The organism is Weissella thailandensis, from assembly GCF_001932615.1.
Classification (GTDB): domain Bacteria; phylum Bacillota; class Bacilli; order Lactobacillales; family Lactobacillaceae; genus Weissella; species Weissella thailandensis.
The window spans coordinates 1,179,084-1,195,764 of sequence record NZ_CP014332.1 but is presented as its reverse complement, the minus strand read 5'-3'; the positions used below and the strand labels follow the sequence as shown (position 1 = coordinate 1,195,764).

At 38.4% G+C, this 16,681-nt stretch carries 14 protein-coding genes and 3 pseudogenes; 14 read left to right on the top strand and 3 right to left on the bottom strand.

The window, feature by feature from the left end; translation table 11 throughout:
• The 5 genes from FOL01_RS05880 to FOL01_RS11580 all read left to right on the top strand — a co-directional run bounded on the left by FOL01_RS05880 (nt 1) and on the right by FOL01_RS11580 (nt 3,015).
• Entirely contained in the window at nt 1-681 is a 681-nt protein-coding gene (locus FOL01_RS05880; protein ID WP_075269775.1) for a hypothetical protein, read from the top strand.
• Entirely contained in the window at nt 674-1,021 is a 348-nt protein-coding gene (locus FOL01_RS05875; RefSeq protein WP_075269774.1) for a hypothetical protein, read from the top strand. The genes FOL01_RS05880 and FOL01_RS05875 overlap by 8 nt, the downstream gene beginning before the upstream one ends.
• Complete coding sequence (mobP2, locus tag FOL01_RS05870) at nt 1,014-2,426, top strand: MobP2 family relaxase (protein WP_075269773.1); 1,413 nt, start codon at nt 1,014-1,016, stop codon at nt 2,424-2,426. The genes FOL01_RS05875 and mobP2 overlap by 8 nt, the downstream gene beginning before the upstream one ends.
• A gap of 98 nt (nt 2,427-2,524) precedes the next feature.
• Nucleotides 2,525-2,695, top strand: coding sequence for a hypothetical protein (locus tag FOL01_RS11075; protein WP_156834996.1), 171 nt, complete (start codon nt 2,525-2,527; stop codon nt 2,693-2,695).
• 146 nt (nt 2,696-2,841) lie between these two features.
• A complete protein-coding gene (locus FOL01_RS11580; protein ID WP_156834995.1) occupies nt 2,842-3,015 on the top strand; it encodes a hypothetical protein in 174 nt (57 codons plus the stop codon).
• Between the two features lie 908 nt (nt 3,016-3,923).
• On the opposite strand, the gene FOL01_RS05865 is transcribed toward FOL01_RS11580, so the two are convergent.
• Nucleotides 3,924-4,993 (bottom strand): IS3-like element IS1520 family transposase gene (locus FOL01_RS05865; protein WP_156834994.1). Its coding sequence is split into 2 segments (ribosomal slippage): nt 3,924-4,777 and nt 4,777-4,993, totalling 1,071 coding nucleotides; the frame shifts between segments, so codons are not numbered across the junction.
• 641 nt (nt 4,994-5,634) lie between these two features.
• Between FOL01_RS05865 and FOL01_RS05855 the strand changes: the two genes are divergently transcribed.
• Nucleotides 5,635-6,894, top strand: a complete 1,260-nt coding sequence (locus FOL01_RS05855) for a cytochrome P450 (protein ID WP_075269771.1) — start codon at nt 5,635-5,637, stop codon at nt 6,892-6,894.
• Between the two features lie 385 nt (nt 6,895-7,279).
• Here FOL01_RS05855 and FOL01_RS05850 read toward each other — a convergent pair.
• Nucleotides 7,280-8,349 (bottom strand): annotated as a pseudogene (locus FOL01_RS05850) (IS3 family transposase).
• A 155-nt stretch (nt 8,350-8,504) separates the two neighbouring features.
• On the bottom strand, nt 8,505-9,680 hold the full coding sequence (locus tag FOL01_RS05840; protein WP_075269769.1) for an IS256 family transposase: 1,176 nt from the start codon (nt 9,678-9,680) through the stop codon (nt 8,505-8,507).
• Between the two features lie 648 nt (nt 9,681-10,328).
• Between FOL01_RS05840 and FOL01_RS11260 the strand changes: the two genes are divergently transcribed.
• The 8 genes and pseudogenes from FOL01_RS11260 to FOL01_RS05795 all read left to right on the top strand — a co-directional run bounded on the left by FOL01_RS11260 (nt 10,329) and on the right by FOL01_RS05795 (nt 16,666).
• Nucleotides 10,329-11,285 carry a DUF1541 domain-containing protein gene (locus FOL01_RS11260; protein WP_083603449.1) on the top strand — a complete coding sequence of 319 codons (957 nt, stop codon included), beginning with the start codon at nt 10,329-10,331 and terminating at the stop codon, nt 11,283-11,285.
• A gap of 6 nt (nt 11,286-11,291) precedes the next feature.
• Nucleotides 11,292-11,666 (top strand): YdhK family protein, encoded by a 375-nt coding sequence (locus tag FOL01_RS10885; RefSeq protein ID WP_083603448.1) that lies wholly within the window; start codon nt 11,292-11,294, stop codon nt 11,664-11,666.
• A 74-nt stretch (nt 11,667-11,740) separates the two neighbouring features.
• Nucleotides 11,741-12,136 (top strand): DUF305 domain-containing protein, encoded by a 396-nt coding sequence (locus FOL01_RS05815; protein WP_237342614.1) that lies wholly within the window; start codon nt 11,741-11,743, stop codon nt 12,134-12,136.
• 187 nt (nt 12,137-12,323) lie between these two features.
• On the top strand, nt 12,324-12,779 hold the full coding sequence (locus FOL01_RS05810) for a CopY/TcrY family copper transport repressor (protein ID WP_075269766.1): 456 nt from the start codon (nt 12,324-12,326) through the stop codon (nt 12,777-12,779).
• 42 nt (nt 12,780-12,821) lie between these two features.
• Nucleotides 12,822-12,932, top strand: a pseudogene (locus FOL01_RS11330) (cation transporter); the annotation flags it as partial.
• Between the two features lie 90 nt (nt 12,933-13,022).
• Nucleotides 13,023-13,157 (top strand): annotated as a pseudogene (gene tcrZ / locus FOL01_RS11255) (copper chaperone TcrZ); the annotation flags it as partial.
• 138 nt (nt 13,158-13,295) lie between these two features.
• Entirely contained in the window at nt 13,296-15,398 is a 2,103-nt protein-coding gene (gene tcrB, locus FOL01_RS05800; protein WP_075269764.1) for a copper-translocating P-type ATPase TcrB, read from the top strand.
• 515 nt (nt 15,399-15,913) lie between these two features.
• Nucleotides 15,914-16,666, top strand: coding sequence for an alpha/beta hydrolase (locus FOL01_RS05795; RefSeq protein WP_169823041.1), 753 nt, complete (start codon nt 15,914-15,916; stop codon nt 16,664-16,666).
• The last annotated feature ends 15 nt before the right edge of the window (nt 16,667-16,681 follow it).

Sequence of the window (16,681 nt, the reverse complement as noted above, 5' to 3'; positions counted from 1 at the left end):
ATGCAAACATTAAGTGAATTTCGTCAAAAATTGCAGCGGAAAAACCATAATCGTATCAAGTATTTACGAGCAAAATTTAAAAATTTTGCCGATGAGGATTTGGATGAAAAAGTTTCCGATGAACTAAGAGGGTTGATCAACATCACCGAAATTTTGAATCATGAACCAACCGAAGAAAATAGCCGTCGTCGACAAGTCGCTGTTAAAACTAGTCAACAAGAAGCCTGGTACCGTGATGCATTAAAAGATTGGTTAGGTCAGCATCCTGAAGTCGGGGTTAGTGGTGATAATAATGGTGGGATGTATCGCTTTGCCTTAACTTTTTTTGTGAATCAAGTCGTTTTAAATCCTAAAAATAATACGTTGTCGTATGGTGAGTTATTAAAGGGTATGGACGAAATCAATGACCCAGATCCAATGTTAAATCAAATCAATTTACAGATGAACGATTTAAAAGAAATGACCTCATTTATTGCCGCAATGGATTACTTAGAAAATATGCAAGTCTTTGGTCCAACGCGACAAATTGATGAAATAATTCAAACGGATATTCGTTCAGAAATTGACGAGAGTAGTCAGTATGCGAAAGACTATGATGCCTACCAGAAACGTCGTAAAAATGATCTCGCAAACAAACGTCAGCGCCGTCGCGGTGAAGGAATGGAGTTTAAACATGACTAATCAAAATTTTGATTTACAAGCAGCCTTAGAGAAATTACATGAAGAAGATTGGTTGCACCCGGGTCAAGCTGCCTTTCAAGATAATATGATGGTTCAAGAAGTTGAAATGGAGAAGAAGTATCGGCAAAAAAATTATTGGGTAGCGCAATTTTCTCATTTATTAATGAACCAGTATCAACAAAGTAGTCATGCATGTGCTAGGATTTTGCATCAAACAAGTCATAAAAATATTACGCGAGCTGTTGCCCGTTATCCGGAATCAGATTTTGCAACTTTAACGGACGTTCAGGAAAGTTTAACAGCTTATGCACGACAACAAGGAGTGAAAACAGATGGCTAAAACAGGGGGCTTTGCGAATTTTGCAACGGGGGAAAAGAAAACAGGTGCTGTGTTATTACCAACACATTTTACGACAGCAGCACAAGCAACTAAAGCCGGTAAACAATTTGGTAATCTAGTGCGCACTTATGCGGCTAAAAGTTCAAAGGTAATAGATGAAAATAACCAATCCTTAGAGGATATGACTGACGCTGAACAAGGGCGACGCGCTAGTGATAGTTTTGGTTATAGTTCCCGCTTTTCTGCTACCGGTGATGAACACCCGTTGTTTGATAGTGATACGTTAAATATGACCGATGAGCAAATGAACAAACTAGAAGATACACTAAATTTAGCACAGGACAATGGCAATATTTTACATGAGATGGCCTTCTCGATGCGGGGTGATTGGTTAGTTGAAAATGGCTTGTATGATCCTGAAACGAAACAGTTAGATCAAGATAAATTGAAACGTGCTGAACAACATATCGTGAAAGATTTGTTCGAAAAAGGTGGCCCACAACCCTTAGGAGAAGGACCCGATGATGTGGTTTGGTTTGCCGCAGTACATCAAGACACTGATCACTTAAATATGCACATTTGGTATGCCAAGGTTTCACCTGAAACCCGCCCTAGTATGTTGCACAAAAATGGTGAACCTAAGGGGGTCATTGATTTCAAAGCGAAACATCAAGCTGAAAGTAAATTCCGTTATGAACTAGAGTCGGAAGCGACCAAAATGCAACGGGCAAATGTGTATGAAGCCGTCGGTAATTACCGAGGTCAAATTAAGCAAGATTCACTCACCAAACTGGATCAAGCTCATAAATATACGCCGGACCTGCAGAAAATTTATGACATTTTACCGCAAGATTTACGAGGACGTTGGAAAGTCGGTAACACTGATACGTTAGTGACGAATGACAAAAGCCGAATGGCACCAGCTAATCGTCAGATGAACACATTAATTGATAAATTATTGACGCACGAATTAAAAGACGACTATCAAGCATTTAAGACGACGGCTCAAAAGATGGATGCCATAATGACGGCAACACATGGTCAACAACATCAAGGTCAAGCGAAATGGTCAGAGACACAGGATCAACGATTACGTAAAGAGTTGGCAAATGGGATTTATCGGCAGTTTAACGAACAGTTTAAACCAGGCAGTCATGAAAATGATGATAAATTCCATAAACAAGCTAATGGTAATTTTGAAAAAGCGAAGCAAAAACAGCAACCAGCAGAAAAGCCACAACTTAAGCAACATAAAGCGGTACCCTTAGGTAAATTAAATAAGATTGCTAAACGGATGACGAAACAAAGTCGGCAAGAAATGCAACAAGTGGAACGAATGTTGCAAGAGACGATGGCAGAACAAAGCCAGGATGTCAGTGATGAATCACTTACACGGCATCTATAAAGTTTTACGGAGTTAACACCAGCTTAGTCATCGACAAAGATGTATGATTAATTTACGGATATAATCAGATAACAGATTGCTTTCAGGACAGAGGTTATATGAGTAAGAAGGAGTCACGAGAACAAAGAAAATTAAGAAAAGCAAAAGAACGAAGACAAGCAGAGCAAGCCATAAAAGATATTCAATTTTATTCACAATTTGTACCAACTGTTGAACTAAGAACACCTGAGGAAGTAGCTGCATGGCTAAATAACGATGATAATTGGTAATTTTAAAAAATAAGATTAAATTATTAATCAATACAAAAAGTGCCACAAACACTGTTATATTAGTGCTTGTGGCATTCTTTTATGTTATAATAGTTGCACAGGTTAAAGGCGGTGGCTGACTTTCTAGTAGAAAGAGGGTGATGCCTATGAATGTTTTTCATGGACACCAGAATCTAACGAAAGGAGGATCAGCCAGAAATGTCTGTTCACGACGCAATGTCCTTAGTGATATTGTTCGCGACTTTCTTGTTGGCGTTGTTGACGTATATCGACAACCACAACAAGAAGTAGGACAAACTAAAAACCGCCCTATGCTTTGACTGGCAAGGCGGTTTTAAAATTATTTAAAGCAGCTACCGTCAAGGTAACCTGGGCCTCGTGTTGGTAGCACGGGGCTTTTTGTTTACAAATAAATTATACCATAGCTATGAAAAATCCCCAAATTTTAAGGTGTCCGGAGTCTGTAGAATAATAAGCATAAGGTTTGATATGGAAGTTGAAATACTTCTGTAACATACCTTGTGCTTATATTTTTGTCAAAAAGGCTTAATTTATTAAGAAAACCTAAAAAATGAAAATAAGCACGAAAAAAAAGACCAACCAGTGGCTAGTCGATTATGTACTTTGAAAACTAGATATAAAAATTGATTACTATAAAATAATGTCTCGACAACCTTATTCAAAAATCAAATTTACTTAACTAATCTTCAATATGATAATTGTAAAGTATTTTGTGAATTATAGCAATCATGGTTAGCTGTTAATTAGCTAACTCGGAGCCTCTAAAAGAGTGTAGAGAGAACAGTCTAGGACAGTTACTAAAATCTAAGTAATTTTGTTACTCCGTTAGAAAAAACCTCAGTATCGATGCGATGTGTGCATACAGTGGCATGTATGTTACACCAAAGGTTCTGAGTCATGAAAACAACAAAATTATGAGAGATTATACATGCACAGAGATTTAGTCAGTATGGTTTGTTGAATAACGTGCTAATTGTTAATTTTCAAAACAAAAATATAGTCACAAATTGATTCAATAGTAAAAAAAGTTTTATGAGAAGGCTCCTATGTCAAGAATCCGGACATAAAAGTACGAACAAATTTGACTTTCAATTTAAATTACTTAATTTAATTTTCGGAGGCCGAAGTTTTAGTCCCGTTCAGATTTTAAAAACGCTTTAGAGTATATTAAATAAGCCCCAACATTATTGAATTTAATAGCCTGTAGCTACGCTACAAGTGAAATACGATCACTGTTATACCAACGAATATAGTTATCAATTCCGGCGATTGCTTCATGAATTGTCTTAAAATCTTGGAAATTAACGTATTCACGTTTCAAAATTGAATGAAAACTTTCAATTCGCGCGTTATCGCCGGGCTGACCCTTTCGGGAGTAAGAATGCTTGATACCATACTTCGATAAAGTGTTTTTAAATAAGTCACTTGTGTATTGGCTTCCCATATCACTATGAATAATTTGTGGTTTAACTGCTTGCGCCATGACTTGGGTAATAACGTTAGTCGCTAGTTCTTTAGTCATCTGCGTATTAAGTTGGTAAGCAATAACCCGTCGGGTTACTGGATTATAGACACTAGCTAGGTAACACCAAGTATGGTTAAGGGGAATGTACGTAATATCAGTCAATAAAATACCAGATTGATCAGTTAACTGCTTAATCAAGTTTGGTCGCTGATCATAATCAGTCTGAGTGGTTGGCTTATTGATTCGTTTAACCATTCTAGATCTAATCCCTAATTCACACATTTGTTGATAGACCAGACGCTGACTAACGTGAATATCAGACTGTTGATTTAGTAAGATCGTTAATCGTGGGTAGCCATACATTGGATATCTTAACCAAGCCGTTAACACTTCTTGTTTAATTAAATGCCGGCGGCGTTCAGTTCTACTTGGCTGCCAATGTAGATAATCATAGTAGGTTGAGCGCGGAATTTTGAGTACTGATAAGATACGCGTAATGCGGTGCCCAACAAGTAAATTAGCGTTGACGACTTCTAACACGAGGGCACGCCCTTTAATAATTAGCTTTTTGCCATGAGCACCGCCGCTCGTTTTAAAATATCAAGTTCTTCTTTTAACCGTTTATTTTCTTTAATCAGAGCACGTTCATTTGATGATAGCACTTTAGTGTTGTTAGGATCAGCTTGTTTAATCCACTTAGTGACCGTTGAAACACTGACGTTGTATTCTTTAGCCAGTGAGTTGGCCGAACGGCCAGTCTGACTTAAGCTAACAATCGATTCTTTAAATTCATTTGAATATTTAATTGCCATAATAAAAAGCTCCTTTATGATGTATTATATCGAACAGTTTGTCCGTAATTCCATCATAGGAGCCAAATATATACTTGATTACTCTAACTAGAGTTATCTCATTATGTTAGCCTTTGCGAAAGATAAGATCAGTAAAAACCATCTAGCTTATCTAACTGCTTGGGTAGCTTAATTTTTTTAAAATTAGAAGGGATCGTTTGTTTGACGTACGCAAAAATAAAAGCGGAGTAAAAAAACAGACACTTTTTTTACACAAACCATGGAATGAACTGACTACTTTCCGCTATTTTACAAATAAGGAAGCCTACGGCTTATTTCGATGCTAGTTATTTTCACAAAAAATGGTACAACGTAATTTATTCTAAAAGAAACTTATTTTAAAAGAATAACAGATGGCGGTTTTTCATTATCTTGAATATGAACAAGCTTATTCTGGGAAAGTCCGAATGCTGGGCTATTGAATAGAAACCAGTTAAGGCAGTGGTGTATAGGTTCTTTTTGGACGCTTAAAAAATGAACTGTTTTATATGGAGTATTCTGGAAGGATATTAGTATAGACCCAGTGAGCAGTATTTTTGACACTGAGTTGTTTAAATAGTACGTTTTTATTAGTAGAAATAAAACAAATAGGAGATGAAATAATGAAACAAGTACCAGAAACAAAAATCAAACTAACGGATGTAAAGGAGTTGATTAATAAAGGGTATAACCTTTTAGGTGAGCTTCGTGAAGAAGCAGATGCTCCAGTAGCAAAAGCAGAATTTCTGACAGAAGAAATTACAACCGTTTATGGAGAAGAGGCAGCGCGTAAATTTTATAATCCTGAAGACTTCAAGCGGGAAGGGTCTATGCCAAAAGCAGTATTGAAAACTTTATTTGGTGAAGACGGCGTACAGACGATAGATGGAAAGAAACACCATCAACGTAAAAATTATTTCATGGATTTGATGACTCCAGAACGTATGGAAGACTATAGAGCTATTCTAGATCAAAATCTTGCAACCGAACTCGATCAGCAACATGGCACTTTTGAGTTATTCGACCTTTCTAAAAGAGTTCTCTTTAACTCTATTTGTGAATGGGCTGGAATTAATCTAGCACAGTATGATCCGAAAGAAATCGATAAGCTTGCTAGTAATCAAATATCCATGATTAGCGGAGCCATCACTTCTCCAACGGACCACTTGAAAGGAGTAAAAGACCGTAACGAATCAGAGGGATGGGCTCAATCATTAATAAAAGAAGCTCGCAAAAATCCTGTACCAGGCAAAGAAAATCTTGCCCTCTATACATTCGCACAAGCAGAAGACCTAGAAGGAGAGTTATTACCAGTAGAGGTTGCAGCAGTTGAATTGCTAAACATCATTCGTCCTACTGTAGCACTGACGGTTTGGATGGCCTTAATGGGGCATGCGCTTTTCAGTAAAACGAACTTGTATGACCAATTAAAAGAAGACTTTGATACCCTACAAGATTCCTTTATTCAAGAAATGCGTCGCTACTATCCATTCTTTCCTATGTTACCAGCAATCGCTCTTCGTGATGTAGAAATTGATGGTTACGAAATACCAAAAGATAGCTGGGTTGTCTTAGATATTTATGGTACAAACCATGACGCTCGTACGATTGATCATCCAGAAAAATTTGATATCAAAAGATATATTGGAAAAACAAAAGAAATTTCTTATGAAGAAGAATACGAAATGATTGCGCAAGGTGGAGGAGAATTTAGAAATATGCACCGTTGTGCAGGAGAATGGATTACTCTTCACAGTATGCGTGTCTTTTCTGACCAATTAGTAAATAAATATAACTTTAGTATTCCCGAACAAGACTGGACCGTTCCAATGAACCAATTTCCTACGTATCCAAATAGTAAAGCATTGTTGTTTAAAGAATGATTTAAAAATAAAAGTTTGGTAGAGAGCTCCCGATAAAATGGTACCCATGTCAAGGACACAATAAAACAAGAGATTAAGCTGCTTGAAGATGCCTCCTATATTGAATAGGGGTCATCTTTTTTAAATTCCATTGATAACGGTAATTGTTAGAGTAACGTAAGCGCCTAATAGAAAGGTACCTAGAAAATGAAAAAGGACACCTCTATACTGAGAGGTGGGCTCCTATGTCAAGAATCCGGACATAAAAGTACGAACAAATATGACTTTCAATTTAAATTACTTAATTTAATTTTCGGAGGCCAAAGTTTTAGTCCCGTTCAGATTTTAAAAACGCTTTAGAGTATATTAAATAAGCCCCAACATTATTGAATTTAATAGCCTGTAGCTACGCTACAAGTGAAATACGATCACTGTTATACCAACGAATATAGTTATCAATTCCGGCGATTGCTTCATGAATTGTCTTAAAATCTTGGAAATTAACGTATTCACGTTTCAAAATTGAATGAAAACTTTCAATTCGCGCGTTATCGCCGGGCTGACCCTTTCGGGAGTAAGAATGCTTGATACCATACTTCGATAAAGTGTTTTTAAATAAGTCACTTGTGTATTGGCTTCCCATATCACTATGAATAATTTGTGGTTTAACTGCTTGCGCCATGACTTGGGTAATAACGTTAGTCGCTAGTTCTTTAGTCATCTGCGTATTAAGTTGGTAAGCAATAACCCGTCGGGTTACTGGATTATAGACACTAGCTAGGTAACACCAAGTATGGTTAAGGGGAATGTACGTAATATCAGTCAATAAAATACCAGATTGATCAGTTAACTGCTTAATCAAGTTTGGTCGCTGATCATAATCAGTCTAAGTGGTTGGCTTATTGATTCGTTTAACCATTCTAGATCTAATCCCTAATTCACACATTTGTTGATAGACCAGATGCTGACTAACGTGAATATCAGACTGTTGATTTAGTAAGATCGTTAATCGTGGGTAGCCATACATTGGATATCTTAACCAAGCCGTTAACACTTCTTGTTTAATTAAATGCCGGCGGCGTTCAGTTCTACTTGGCTGCCAATGTAGATAATCATAATAGGTTGAGCGCGGAATTTTGAGTACTGGTAAGATACGCGTAATGCGGTGCCCAACAAGTAAATTAGCGTTGACGACTTCTAACACGAGGGCACGCCCTTTAATAATTAGTTTTTTGCCATGAGCACCGCCGCTCGTTTTAAAATATCAAGTTCTTCTTTTAACCGTTTATTTTCTTTAATCAGAGCACGTTCATTTGATGATAGCACTTTAGTGTTGTTAGGATCAGCTTGTTTAATCCACTTAGTGACCGTTGAAACACTGACGTTGTATTCTTTAGCCAGTGAGTTGGCCGAACGGCCAGTCTGACTTAAGCTAACAATCAATTCTTTAAATTCATTTGAATATTTAATTGTCATAATAAAAAGCTCCTTTATGATGTATTATATCGAACAGTTTGTCCGTAATTCCATCATAGGAGCCGAATGTTATTTAATGAGTAGTATATTTATTTAGCACTTACAATAATTTCTGGTAGCGTCAAGAATCTTGTGTAAATGAAATGCCCTCTAACTTAAATAAATGATGCTTCCAAGGTGTCCTGGAGTCCTTTGAACCCTCGGTGGATCCGCTTCAGAGACTTCTCGTTATAAACATTAAACTGAGAAACCAGGAAGCGATCCAGGGAATCTTCCGTTGGAAATTGTTCTTTGTGGTGGGTGGTGCGCTTGAGATGCTTATTAAAGTTCTCAATCAGGTTAGTGGAGTATAGTGATTGCCGGATAGCTGGTGGAAAGTCCATGAAAGTGAGTAAATTCGGCATTTTAAGCAGATCTTTGATTAATTTGGGATAGGTCTGATGCCAGTTGTTGGCGAACTCATTCAGTTTCAGTTCGGCTGCTTCACGGTTGGCGGCCCGATAAACTTGTTTAAAGTCACTGATCACGGCCTTGCGGTCTTTTACGCGAACTTTGTTCACCAGATTCCGCCCAACATGAACCAGGCAACGTTGTCGTTTGGCTTTAGGGAAATGCCGATTCAAGCCTTCATCCAAACCAACTAACCCATCGGCCACAAACAACAGCACATCTTTAACGCCCTGCTTGATCAAGGTTCCCAGCAGTTCAGTCCAGATTCCAGTCGATTCCGTTGGCGCCACTTGGTAGTTCAGCGCTTCTTTCGTACCATCTGGACGAATGCCAATCGCAATATGAACGGCTTCTTTTTGAACGGTATCCCGCTTTAACGGCAAGTAAGTGGCATCTAAGAAGATGGCCGCATATTGTGAAGCCAGTCGACGTTGCTGGAAAGCTTGAACCTGTTCATTGACGGCTTTAGTCATGTTGGAAACCGTGGCTTTGGAGTAGTGAGCACCGTACATTTTCTCAATGAGTTCGGCAATTTCAGCAGTGGTAATTCCCTTGGTATACAACTGAATGACCGTTGTTTCTAAATTATCACTGTGCCGACCGTAGGCTGGCAAGGTATGATTTTCAAACCGGCCATTGCGATCTCGAGGAATGGTTAAGTTAAGTTGGCCGTACTTCGTATCAAACGAGCGCTCATAACTGCCGTTGCGGTTATTACCAGTGTTAATCCCAGCGTATGAGTAGCGTTCGTAACCTAAAAACTCTGCCAGTTCGGTTTGAAGCAGCTGGTTAATCGCAATTTCTAGGTGGTGACGAAAAACTTCGTCCAAATCTTGCTTTTGGGCTAGTGCAGCGATAATTTCTGTGGTAAGTTCATTCATGGGGAATGCCTCCTGTGATGTTTTCTGTGATTACTAAATATCATAAGGGAAGGCATTCCCTATTTCTATACAATTCAAAAATCTTTTATGCATTTACACAAGATATTTTACGCTCTCATTTGAGGCGCTTTTTAAGATTTTGTGTATCAATAGACCATGCAAAGTTATTATGTCTTAAAGCGGCTTTTAAAGGGATTGAAAGGGCTTTGATTCAAAAGCTATTTCTGAAAATACTAATACTATGTTATTTGGATTAAAATTGTTTTGGTTTCACTAAATAGTCGACATCAGTCTGGGTTGCTCAGAAGTCCAAGCAGCCATTGGTTGGTATATCAATTTTTATAATCCCAATCGTATCTCAAATGTCGCCTAATTAACTGAACAAAAATAGTCCAATTTATTGACTTCTGAGCATTCAATCAAGCCCATATCTTTCGTTAAGATTTATGTTGCAACCTATAGTTATAAGAAATGAATATGGCAAAAAGTGATTAGGTAATGTTTATTAATCCATGATCATTAGTCTTCATTTGTAATTGATAAAAATCAAAGTGCTTGACAATGATAAGGGGTAATTATAAACGACATGTAAGTTCATTAAACTACATTTGTAGACGAAGGTTGTATTACAAAAAGGAGAGAAATCGTATGAAAAAAACAATTATAAGTGGTCTTTTATCTGTAGCATTATTAAGTTCTTATCCACTAGTGAATAAGGTAGGCGCGAATACACTTGATGATGCAGATAATGCTGCTCAAGCTGGCTCGAAAACGGTGGCTAGCGAAGCAACGGATAAATCTCAAACAGGCCACGAAGGTATGAAACATGATGAATCTGGGAAAATTCCAGAAGGATTGGTAGAGGCAGAAAATCCAACTTATCCAGAAGGAAGCGAAGTAACGATTCAAACCGATCACATGCCAGGAATGATGGGAGCTACAGGTGAGGTTGTAGGTGCCTTTGATTCAATTGCCTATGAAATCACCTATAACGATACCAAAACAGGAGAGGAAATCGCCAATCACAAATGGGTTGTACACGAGGAAGTTGAAAATGCCCAAGACGAGCCTTACCAAGTAGGTGACAAAGTCGTTCTAGAAGCTAGCCATATGCCCGGTATGCAAGGGGTGACCGCAACCATTGATTCGGTAGAAGACACCACTGTTTATATGGTCACGTACACGGATACAGAAACAGACGATACTGTTGAAAATCATAAATGGCTAACAGAAGAAGAATTAGGGGAAGAAGAACAAGACTCAAGCCAATTTTGGAGAGCGCGTACAGTAGAAGAAGTACAAGCAGATGTTTCCCAATACGATATATTAGAAGAACTTCAAAATTACGAAGTGGTTGGGGGAGATACTCTCTGGGCGATTTCTCAAAGTACTAATTTTTCAGTAGACGATTTAACTGAAGCATTTAATATTAAAAACGCTGATTTAATATTTGCTAACTACACACTTGAAAATCAACCATCATTAGAAGATAGCTATGAGAACCAGATAATTAGCGAGTCCAAAAAAACAAGAGATATGGATAATATGGGAGATATGAAGCATGATGAGTCGGGAGAAATTACAGAAGGCTTGGAAGGAGATTAAAATCCGATGTACAAAGTAGGAGAATCTGTTATTCTTCAGCACGGTCATATGCCTGGAATGGAAGGTGCCGAAGCAACTGTTTCTGGCGTATTTGCTACGACGGCTTATGAAGTTTCTTTCAATCCAACCAATGGTGGAGAACGAGAGGAAAATCATCGCTGGGTTATCCACGAAGAAATTTCTGAGTCAACCAAAGGCGCATTTCAACCTGGAGAAGAAGTGACATTAGAAGCCAACCATATGGAAGGTATGGAAGGAGCAACTGCAATAATTGATGACGCTGTAACTACGAATGTTTATATGGTGGATTACCAGCCAACAGATGGCGGAGCAGTTGTTCGCAATCATAAATGGTTTGTTGAAGAAGAATTAGCTCAATAATCACTAGTGGTACATTAAAATACCTAAAATTTGCCCTCATGATTTTAACCTCAACAGTCATTATGTACTTTCTAATGTTTGTGAATGTCAATGAATTTGCGCACATTGACTTGAGTCAAACCCGTGTTTATATGGCTATTTTGATGGGCGCAGTTGTGGATATTATTATGATGGCTTTTATGTGGAAAATGTATGATAATAAAAAATTAAACGCCGTTATAATGGGGCTTTCAGTCTTACTCGTGCTGGGATCGTTTGGGCTTATTCAAAACCAAGTTGGCGTAGATGATACTGCTTGGATGAGAGCTATGATTCCACACCATTCTACCGCTATTATGACGAGTGAAAATGCCAATCTCACAGATTCACGGGTACAGCAATTAAGCGAAGAAATTATCCAAGCCCAAGAAGAAGAAATTGCTGAGATGGAACAATTAATTGAAGATATAGAAGAAAACGGAGAAAAATAAACATTCAATCAATTTAAGAAGTAAATCAATGGTAACCTTATAATTAGTATTAGGTAAAGATAGGAAAACAAAGGCAATAATAGCTGGTTACATTTATTTAAAAAAGACTTGACAAGAATGGTTTACAATAGTAAATTTATCTCAAGCATTTACGTTTACGTATGTAGACAATGAGGAGGTAAAGAGAATGAGTACAATAGTAGTTAACCCTCATATCACAAATGCTGAATGGGAAGTTATGCGTGTAGTCTGGGCGAATGGTCGAGTGACTAGTAAAGAAATCATCTCCATATTGAAAGAAAAAATGGACTGGAAACAAGCCACTATCAAAACGCTCTTAGGTCGACTGGTTGAAAAAGGCGTACTAAATACAGAGCAAGAAGGTAGAAAATTTATTTATACTACCAATATTGAAGAGAAAGAAGCCGTAGGAAATTATACAGACGATATTTTCAACCGTATTTGTCGAAAGAATGTCGGGAATGTAGTAGGGAGTATCATTGAAGATCATGTCTTAAGCTTCGATGATATCCAGCGACTAGAAGAAATATTAGAGATGAAAAAAGCTTTCGCAGTAGAAGAAGTGGATTGTCAGTGTACAGAAGGGCAATGCGATTGCCATTTACATCATCATGGAGAATAAGTGGCGAAAAAATTGGAGAATAAATCGTTTGCCATAGAAGGTATGACCTGTGCGTCTTGTGCGCAGACAGTAGAAAAAGTGGCAAAAAAAGTACGTGGGGTCACACAGGCTTCCGTGAACCTAGCAACAGAAAAGTTGAGTATAGAATACAATGAACCAACTTTTTCGGTAGAAAATCTACAAAAAGCGGTGGATAATTCAGGGTATGAACTGATTGCCCAAGAGGGAAAGACGCAAACCTTTGCAATTGAAGGGGTTGAATCTGTAGAGGTTGATTTAGCGACTAAAAAAGCAGTACTTGAAAGTCAAACAGAGATTGATACCGAAACGCTCAATGCTGCTTTAGCAGAAACTAACTATTCAGTATTAAGTGCATAAAGTACGAATACCATTTATTCATAGATAGTAGATAGAGATAAAGTATAGAACCCTTTTCATGAGAATTATATGCAGTGTTAGATGAGAAAGTTCTAAAACTTTAAAATCAGTCTCTAATATAATAAGGAGGAATTAAAAATGAGGAATAACAAAAAACATTCGTCACATAGTCATCATAATCACGGCGACATGGATCACTCAAAACACGACCATAATGAAATGGAACATAGTCAGATGGATCACAGCAAGATGAATCATAGTGCGATGGATCACAGTGAAATGGATCATGGCGCAATGGGAGGGCATGCCCACCACCATCACGGTAGCTTTAAGGAGATTTTCTTGAAGTCACTCCCATTAGGAATTTCAATCTTACTCATTACTCCTTTGATGGATATTCAGTTGCCTTTCCAAATTATCTTTCCTTATGCAGACGTTGTAGCAGCTGTATTGGCAACAATTCTATACATTTTTGGCGGAAAACCATTCTTAATGGGTGCGAAAGATGAGTTTAATTCAAAAGCTCCAGGCATGATGTCCTTGATTACTTTGGGAATAACGGTTTCTTATGCCTATAGTGTTTACGCAGTGGCCGCTCGATATGTGACCGGAGAACATGTCATGGACTTCTTCTTTGAGTTTACAACGTTAATTTTAATCATGTTATTAGGACACTGGATTGAAATGAAGGCATTGGGTGAAGCAGGGGACGCGCAAAAATCATTGGCTGAGTTGGTGCCGAAAGATGCTCATGTTGTTTTAGAAGACGATTCGATTGAGACTCGTCCAGTTGCTGACTTGCAAGTAGGTGATTTGATTCGTGTTCAAGCCGGAGAAAATGTTCCAGCAGATGGAACGATCCAGCGTGGCGAATCACGTGTAAACGAAGCGCTTGTGACTGGGGAATCGAAACCAATTGAAAAAAATCCTGGAGATGAGGTCATCGGTGGATCAACCAATGGTGGCGGAGTCCTCTATGTGGAAATAAAGCAGACGGGCGATAAGTCCTTCATTTCTCAGGTTCAGACATTAATCAGTCAAGCTCAAAGCCAACCTTCTCGAACAGAAAATCTTGCACAAAAAGTTGCAGGATGGCTCTTTTATATTGCGGTTATTGTAGCTCTTATTACCTTTGTCATATGGATGGTTATAGCTGATGTACCAACGGCAGTTATTTTTACAGTCACCACATTAGTTATTGCTTGTCCGCATGCCCTGGGTCTGGCTATTCCATTGGTGACTGCTCGTAGTACCAGCTTAGGGGCCAGTCGGGGATTATTAGTGAAGGACCGGTACGCTTTGGAGTTGACTACAAACGCAGATGTTATGGTTTTAGATAAAACTGGAACTTTAACAACTGGTGAGTTTAAAGTATTAGATGTTGAACTCCTTAATGATAAATATACGAAAGATGAAATCGTTGCCTTATTGTCAGGTATCGAAGGTGGATCTAGTCACCCTATCGCTCAGTCAATTATTAGTTACGCAGAACAGCAAGAGATACGTCCAGTAAGTTTTGATTCGATTGATGTTATTTCTGGCGCTGGTGTAGAAGGTCAAGCTAACGGACATCGTTATCAATTAATCAGTCAAAAAGCATATGGACGTAATCTGGATATGGATATTCCAAAAGGAGCAACCCTCAGTGTCTTAGTAGAAAACGACGAAGCAATCGGTGCTGTAGCTTTAGGGGACGAATTAAAACCGACAAGTAAAGCCTTAATACAAGCCCTTAAAAAGAACAAGATTCAGCCGATTATGGCAACGGGTGACAATGAAAAAGCGGCTCAAGGGGCTGCAGAAATTTTAGGTATTGATTATCTAGCTAATCAATCTCCTCAAGACAAATATGAATTAGTTGAAAAACTTAAAGCAGAAGAAAAAAAAGTTATCATGGTCGGTGACGGGGTCAACGATGCACCTTCTCTTGCATTAGCAGACGTTGGTATAGCTGTTGGTGCCGGAACTCAAGTAGCATTGGATTCAGCCGATGTCATCTTGACACAGTCAGACCCTGGCGACATTGAATCCTTTATCGAATTGGCTCAGAAGACCACACGTAAGATGAAAGAAAATCTTGTTTGGGGAGCAGGGTATAACTTTATCGCGATCCCAATAGCTGCAGGAATACTAGCACCAATTGGCATAACATTAAGTCCAGCAGTCGGTGCCGTCTTGATGTCACTTTCGACTGTAATTGTTGCCATCAATGCTGTGACATTGAAATTAGAGCCAAAATAAACAGTTATTTGGCACATGAAATAATTGAATAACCTTATCGTGTAAAAATACAATAGTTTCACAGGAAAGGAAGAGATGAAATAATTTAAAAAATCATCTCTTCCTTTTTGCTCAGAAGTCAATAAATTGGACTATTTTTATTCAGTTACTTAGGCAACATTTGAGATACGATTGCGATTGGGTATAAATAAAATAATTCAGGCACATGAATCATTCGAAAGAGTGAATTATGTGTCTGTTTTAATAAGATTTGATATTTCTGTGGTAAGGCTTATATTAAAGGTGTATGACATAACCAGAGACGATTGACACCTTAATTAGGCCCATGAGTTTCAATTTTGAACGTAAAGGGGAAATTCATAATGAAAGTGACACAAGCAGTACTAGACGATATTAAACGCACAACAGATCAGGGGCGCGCTTCAGATGAGAAATGAGATGCAGGACTACCAACGGAGTTTCCGGATGTCAAACGATATGACAACATCAGTTATGGTCCAGCTGGTGAAGAAAATTTGTTAGATGTTTATACACCTAAAGATGTGACACAAAGTGTGCCTACCATTATCGATATTCATGGTGGGGGGAACGTATACGGGTCCAAAGAGCTTTATCAGCATTACTGCCTTGGTTGGGCGAGACATGGATTTGGCGTTGTTAATTTCAATTATCGGCTGGCACCTCAATCCATTTTTCCAGGCGCACTGAAAGATACGGCACTCGTCGCAAAATGGGTTGCTGATCACGGGCAAGACTATCATTTAGATACAAATAATGTTTTCATCATTGGCGATAGTGCGGGTGGCACGCTCGCCTATCAGTATTTGACAGCATATGCGAATCCTAAATATCGTAAGGCGCTGGGATTAGTCTCTAGTGGGCAACTTGTTGTCCGAGGTGGAGCACTGAATAGTGGCTTTTATTTTGTAAAACGTCCTGGTGCCATAACACCGGACAGTTTGATGAGCACCTATTTTATACCAGAAATGATGCATAAATATGATCAGGAACTGCATACAGAAAACTATGTGACGCCTGATTTTCCACCAGTTTTTGTACTGACCGCCAATCATGACTTTTTACATGATGAGGGCGTGCGCTTTGATCAATTTCTATTGGACCATCACCTGGCACATCGATTTGCCAGTTTCGGTACGGAAAGTGATCCGCGCGAACACGTTTTTCAATTGAATCAACGTGATGCCGTGGCAGCTAAAGCTAATCAGCAACGGGGAGAATTTTTCAGAAGTTTGTTTGTAGAAAAATAAGGTGATCTTCGAAAA

Coding starts and splice junctions, on each gene's coding strand:
- FOL01_RS05880 (WP_075269775.1), top strand. CDS start 1: ATGCAAACATTAAGTGAATTTCGTCAAAAATTGCAGCGGAAAAACCAT.
- FOL01_RS05875 (WP_075269774.1), top strand. CDS start 674: ATGACTAATCAAAATTTTGATTTACAAGCAGCCTTAGAGAAATTACAT.
- mobP2 (WP_075269773.1), top strand. CDS start 1,014: ATGGCTAAAACAGGGGGCTTTGCGAATTTTGCAACGGGGGAAAAGAAA.
- FOL01_RS11075 (WP_156834996.1), top strand. CDS start 2,525: ATGAGTAAGAAGGAGTCACGAGAACAAAGAAAATTAAGAAAAGCAAAA.
- FOL01_RS11580 (WP_156834995.1), top strand. CDS start 2,842: ATGAATGTTTTTCATGGACACCAGAATCTAACGAAAGGAGGATCAGCC.
- FOL01_RS05855 (WP_075269771.1), top strand. CDS start 5,635: ATGAAACAAGTACCAGAAACAAAAATCAAACTAACGGATGTAAAGGAG.
- FOL01_RS05840 (WP_075269769.1), bottom strand. CDS start 9,680: ATGAATGAACTTACCACAGAAATTATCGCTGCACTAGCCCAAAAGCAA.
- FOL01_RS11260 (WP_083603449.1), top strand. CDS start 10,329: ATGAAAAAAACAATTATAAGTGGTCTTTTATCTGTAGCATTATTAAGT.
- FOL01_RS10885 (WP_083603448.1), top strand. CDS start 11,292: ATGTACAAAGTAGGAGAATCTGTTATTCTTCAGCACGGTCATATGCCT.
- FOL01_RS05815 (WP_237342614.1), top strand. CDS start 11,741: ATGTTTGTGAATGTCAATGAATTTGCGCACATTGACTTGAGTCAAACC.
- FOL01_RS05810 (WP_075269766.1), top strand. CDS start 12,324: ATGAGTACAATAGTAGTTAACCCTCATATCACAAATGCTGAATGGGAA.
- tcrB (WP_075269764.1), top strand. CDS start 13,296: ATGAGGAATAACAAAAAACATTCGTCACATAGTCATCATAATCACGGC.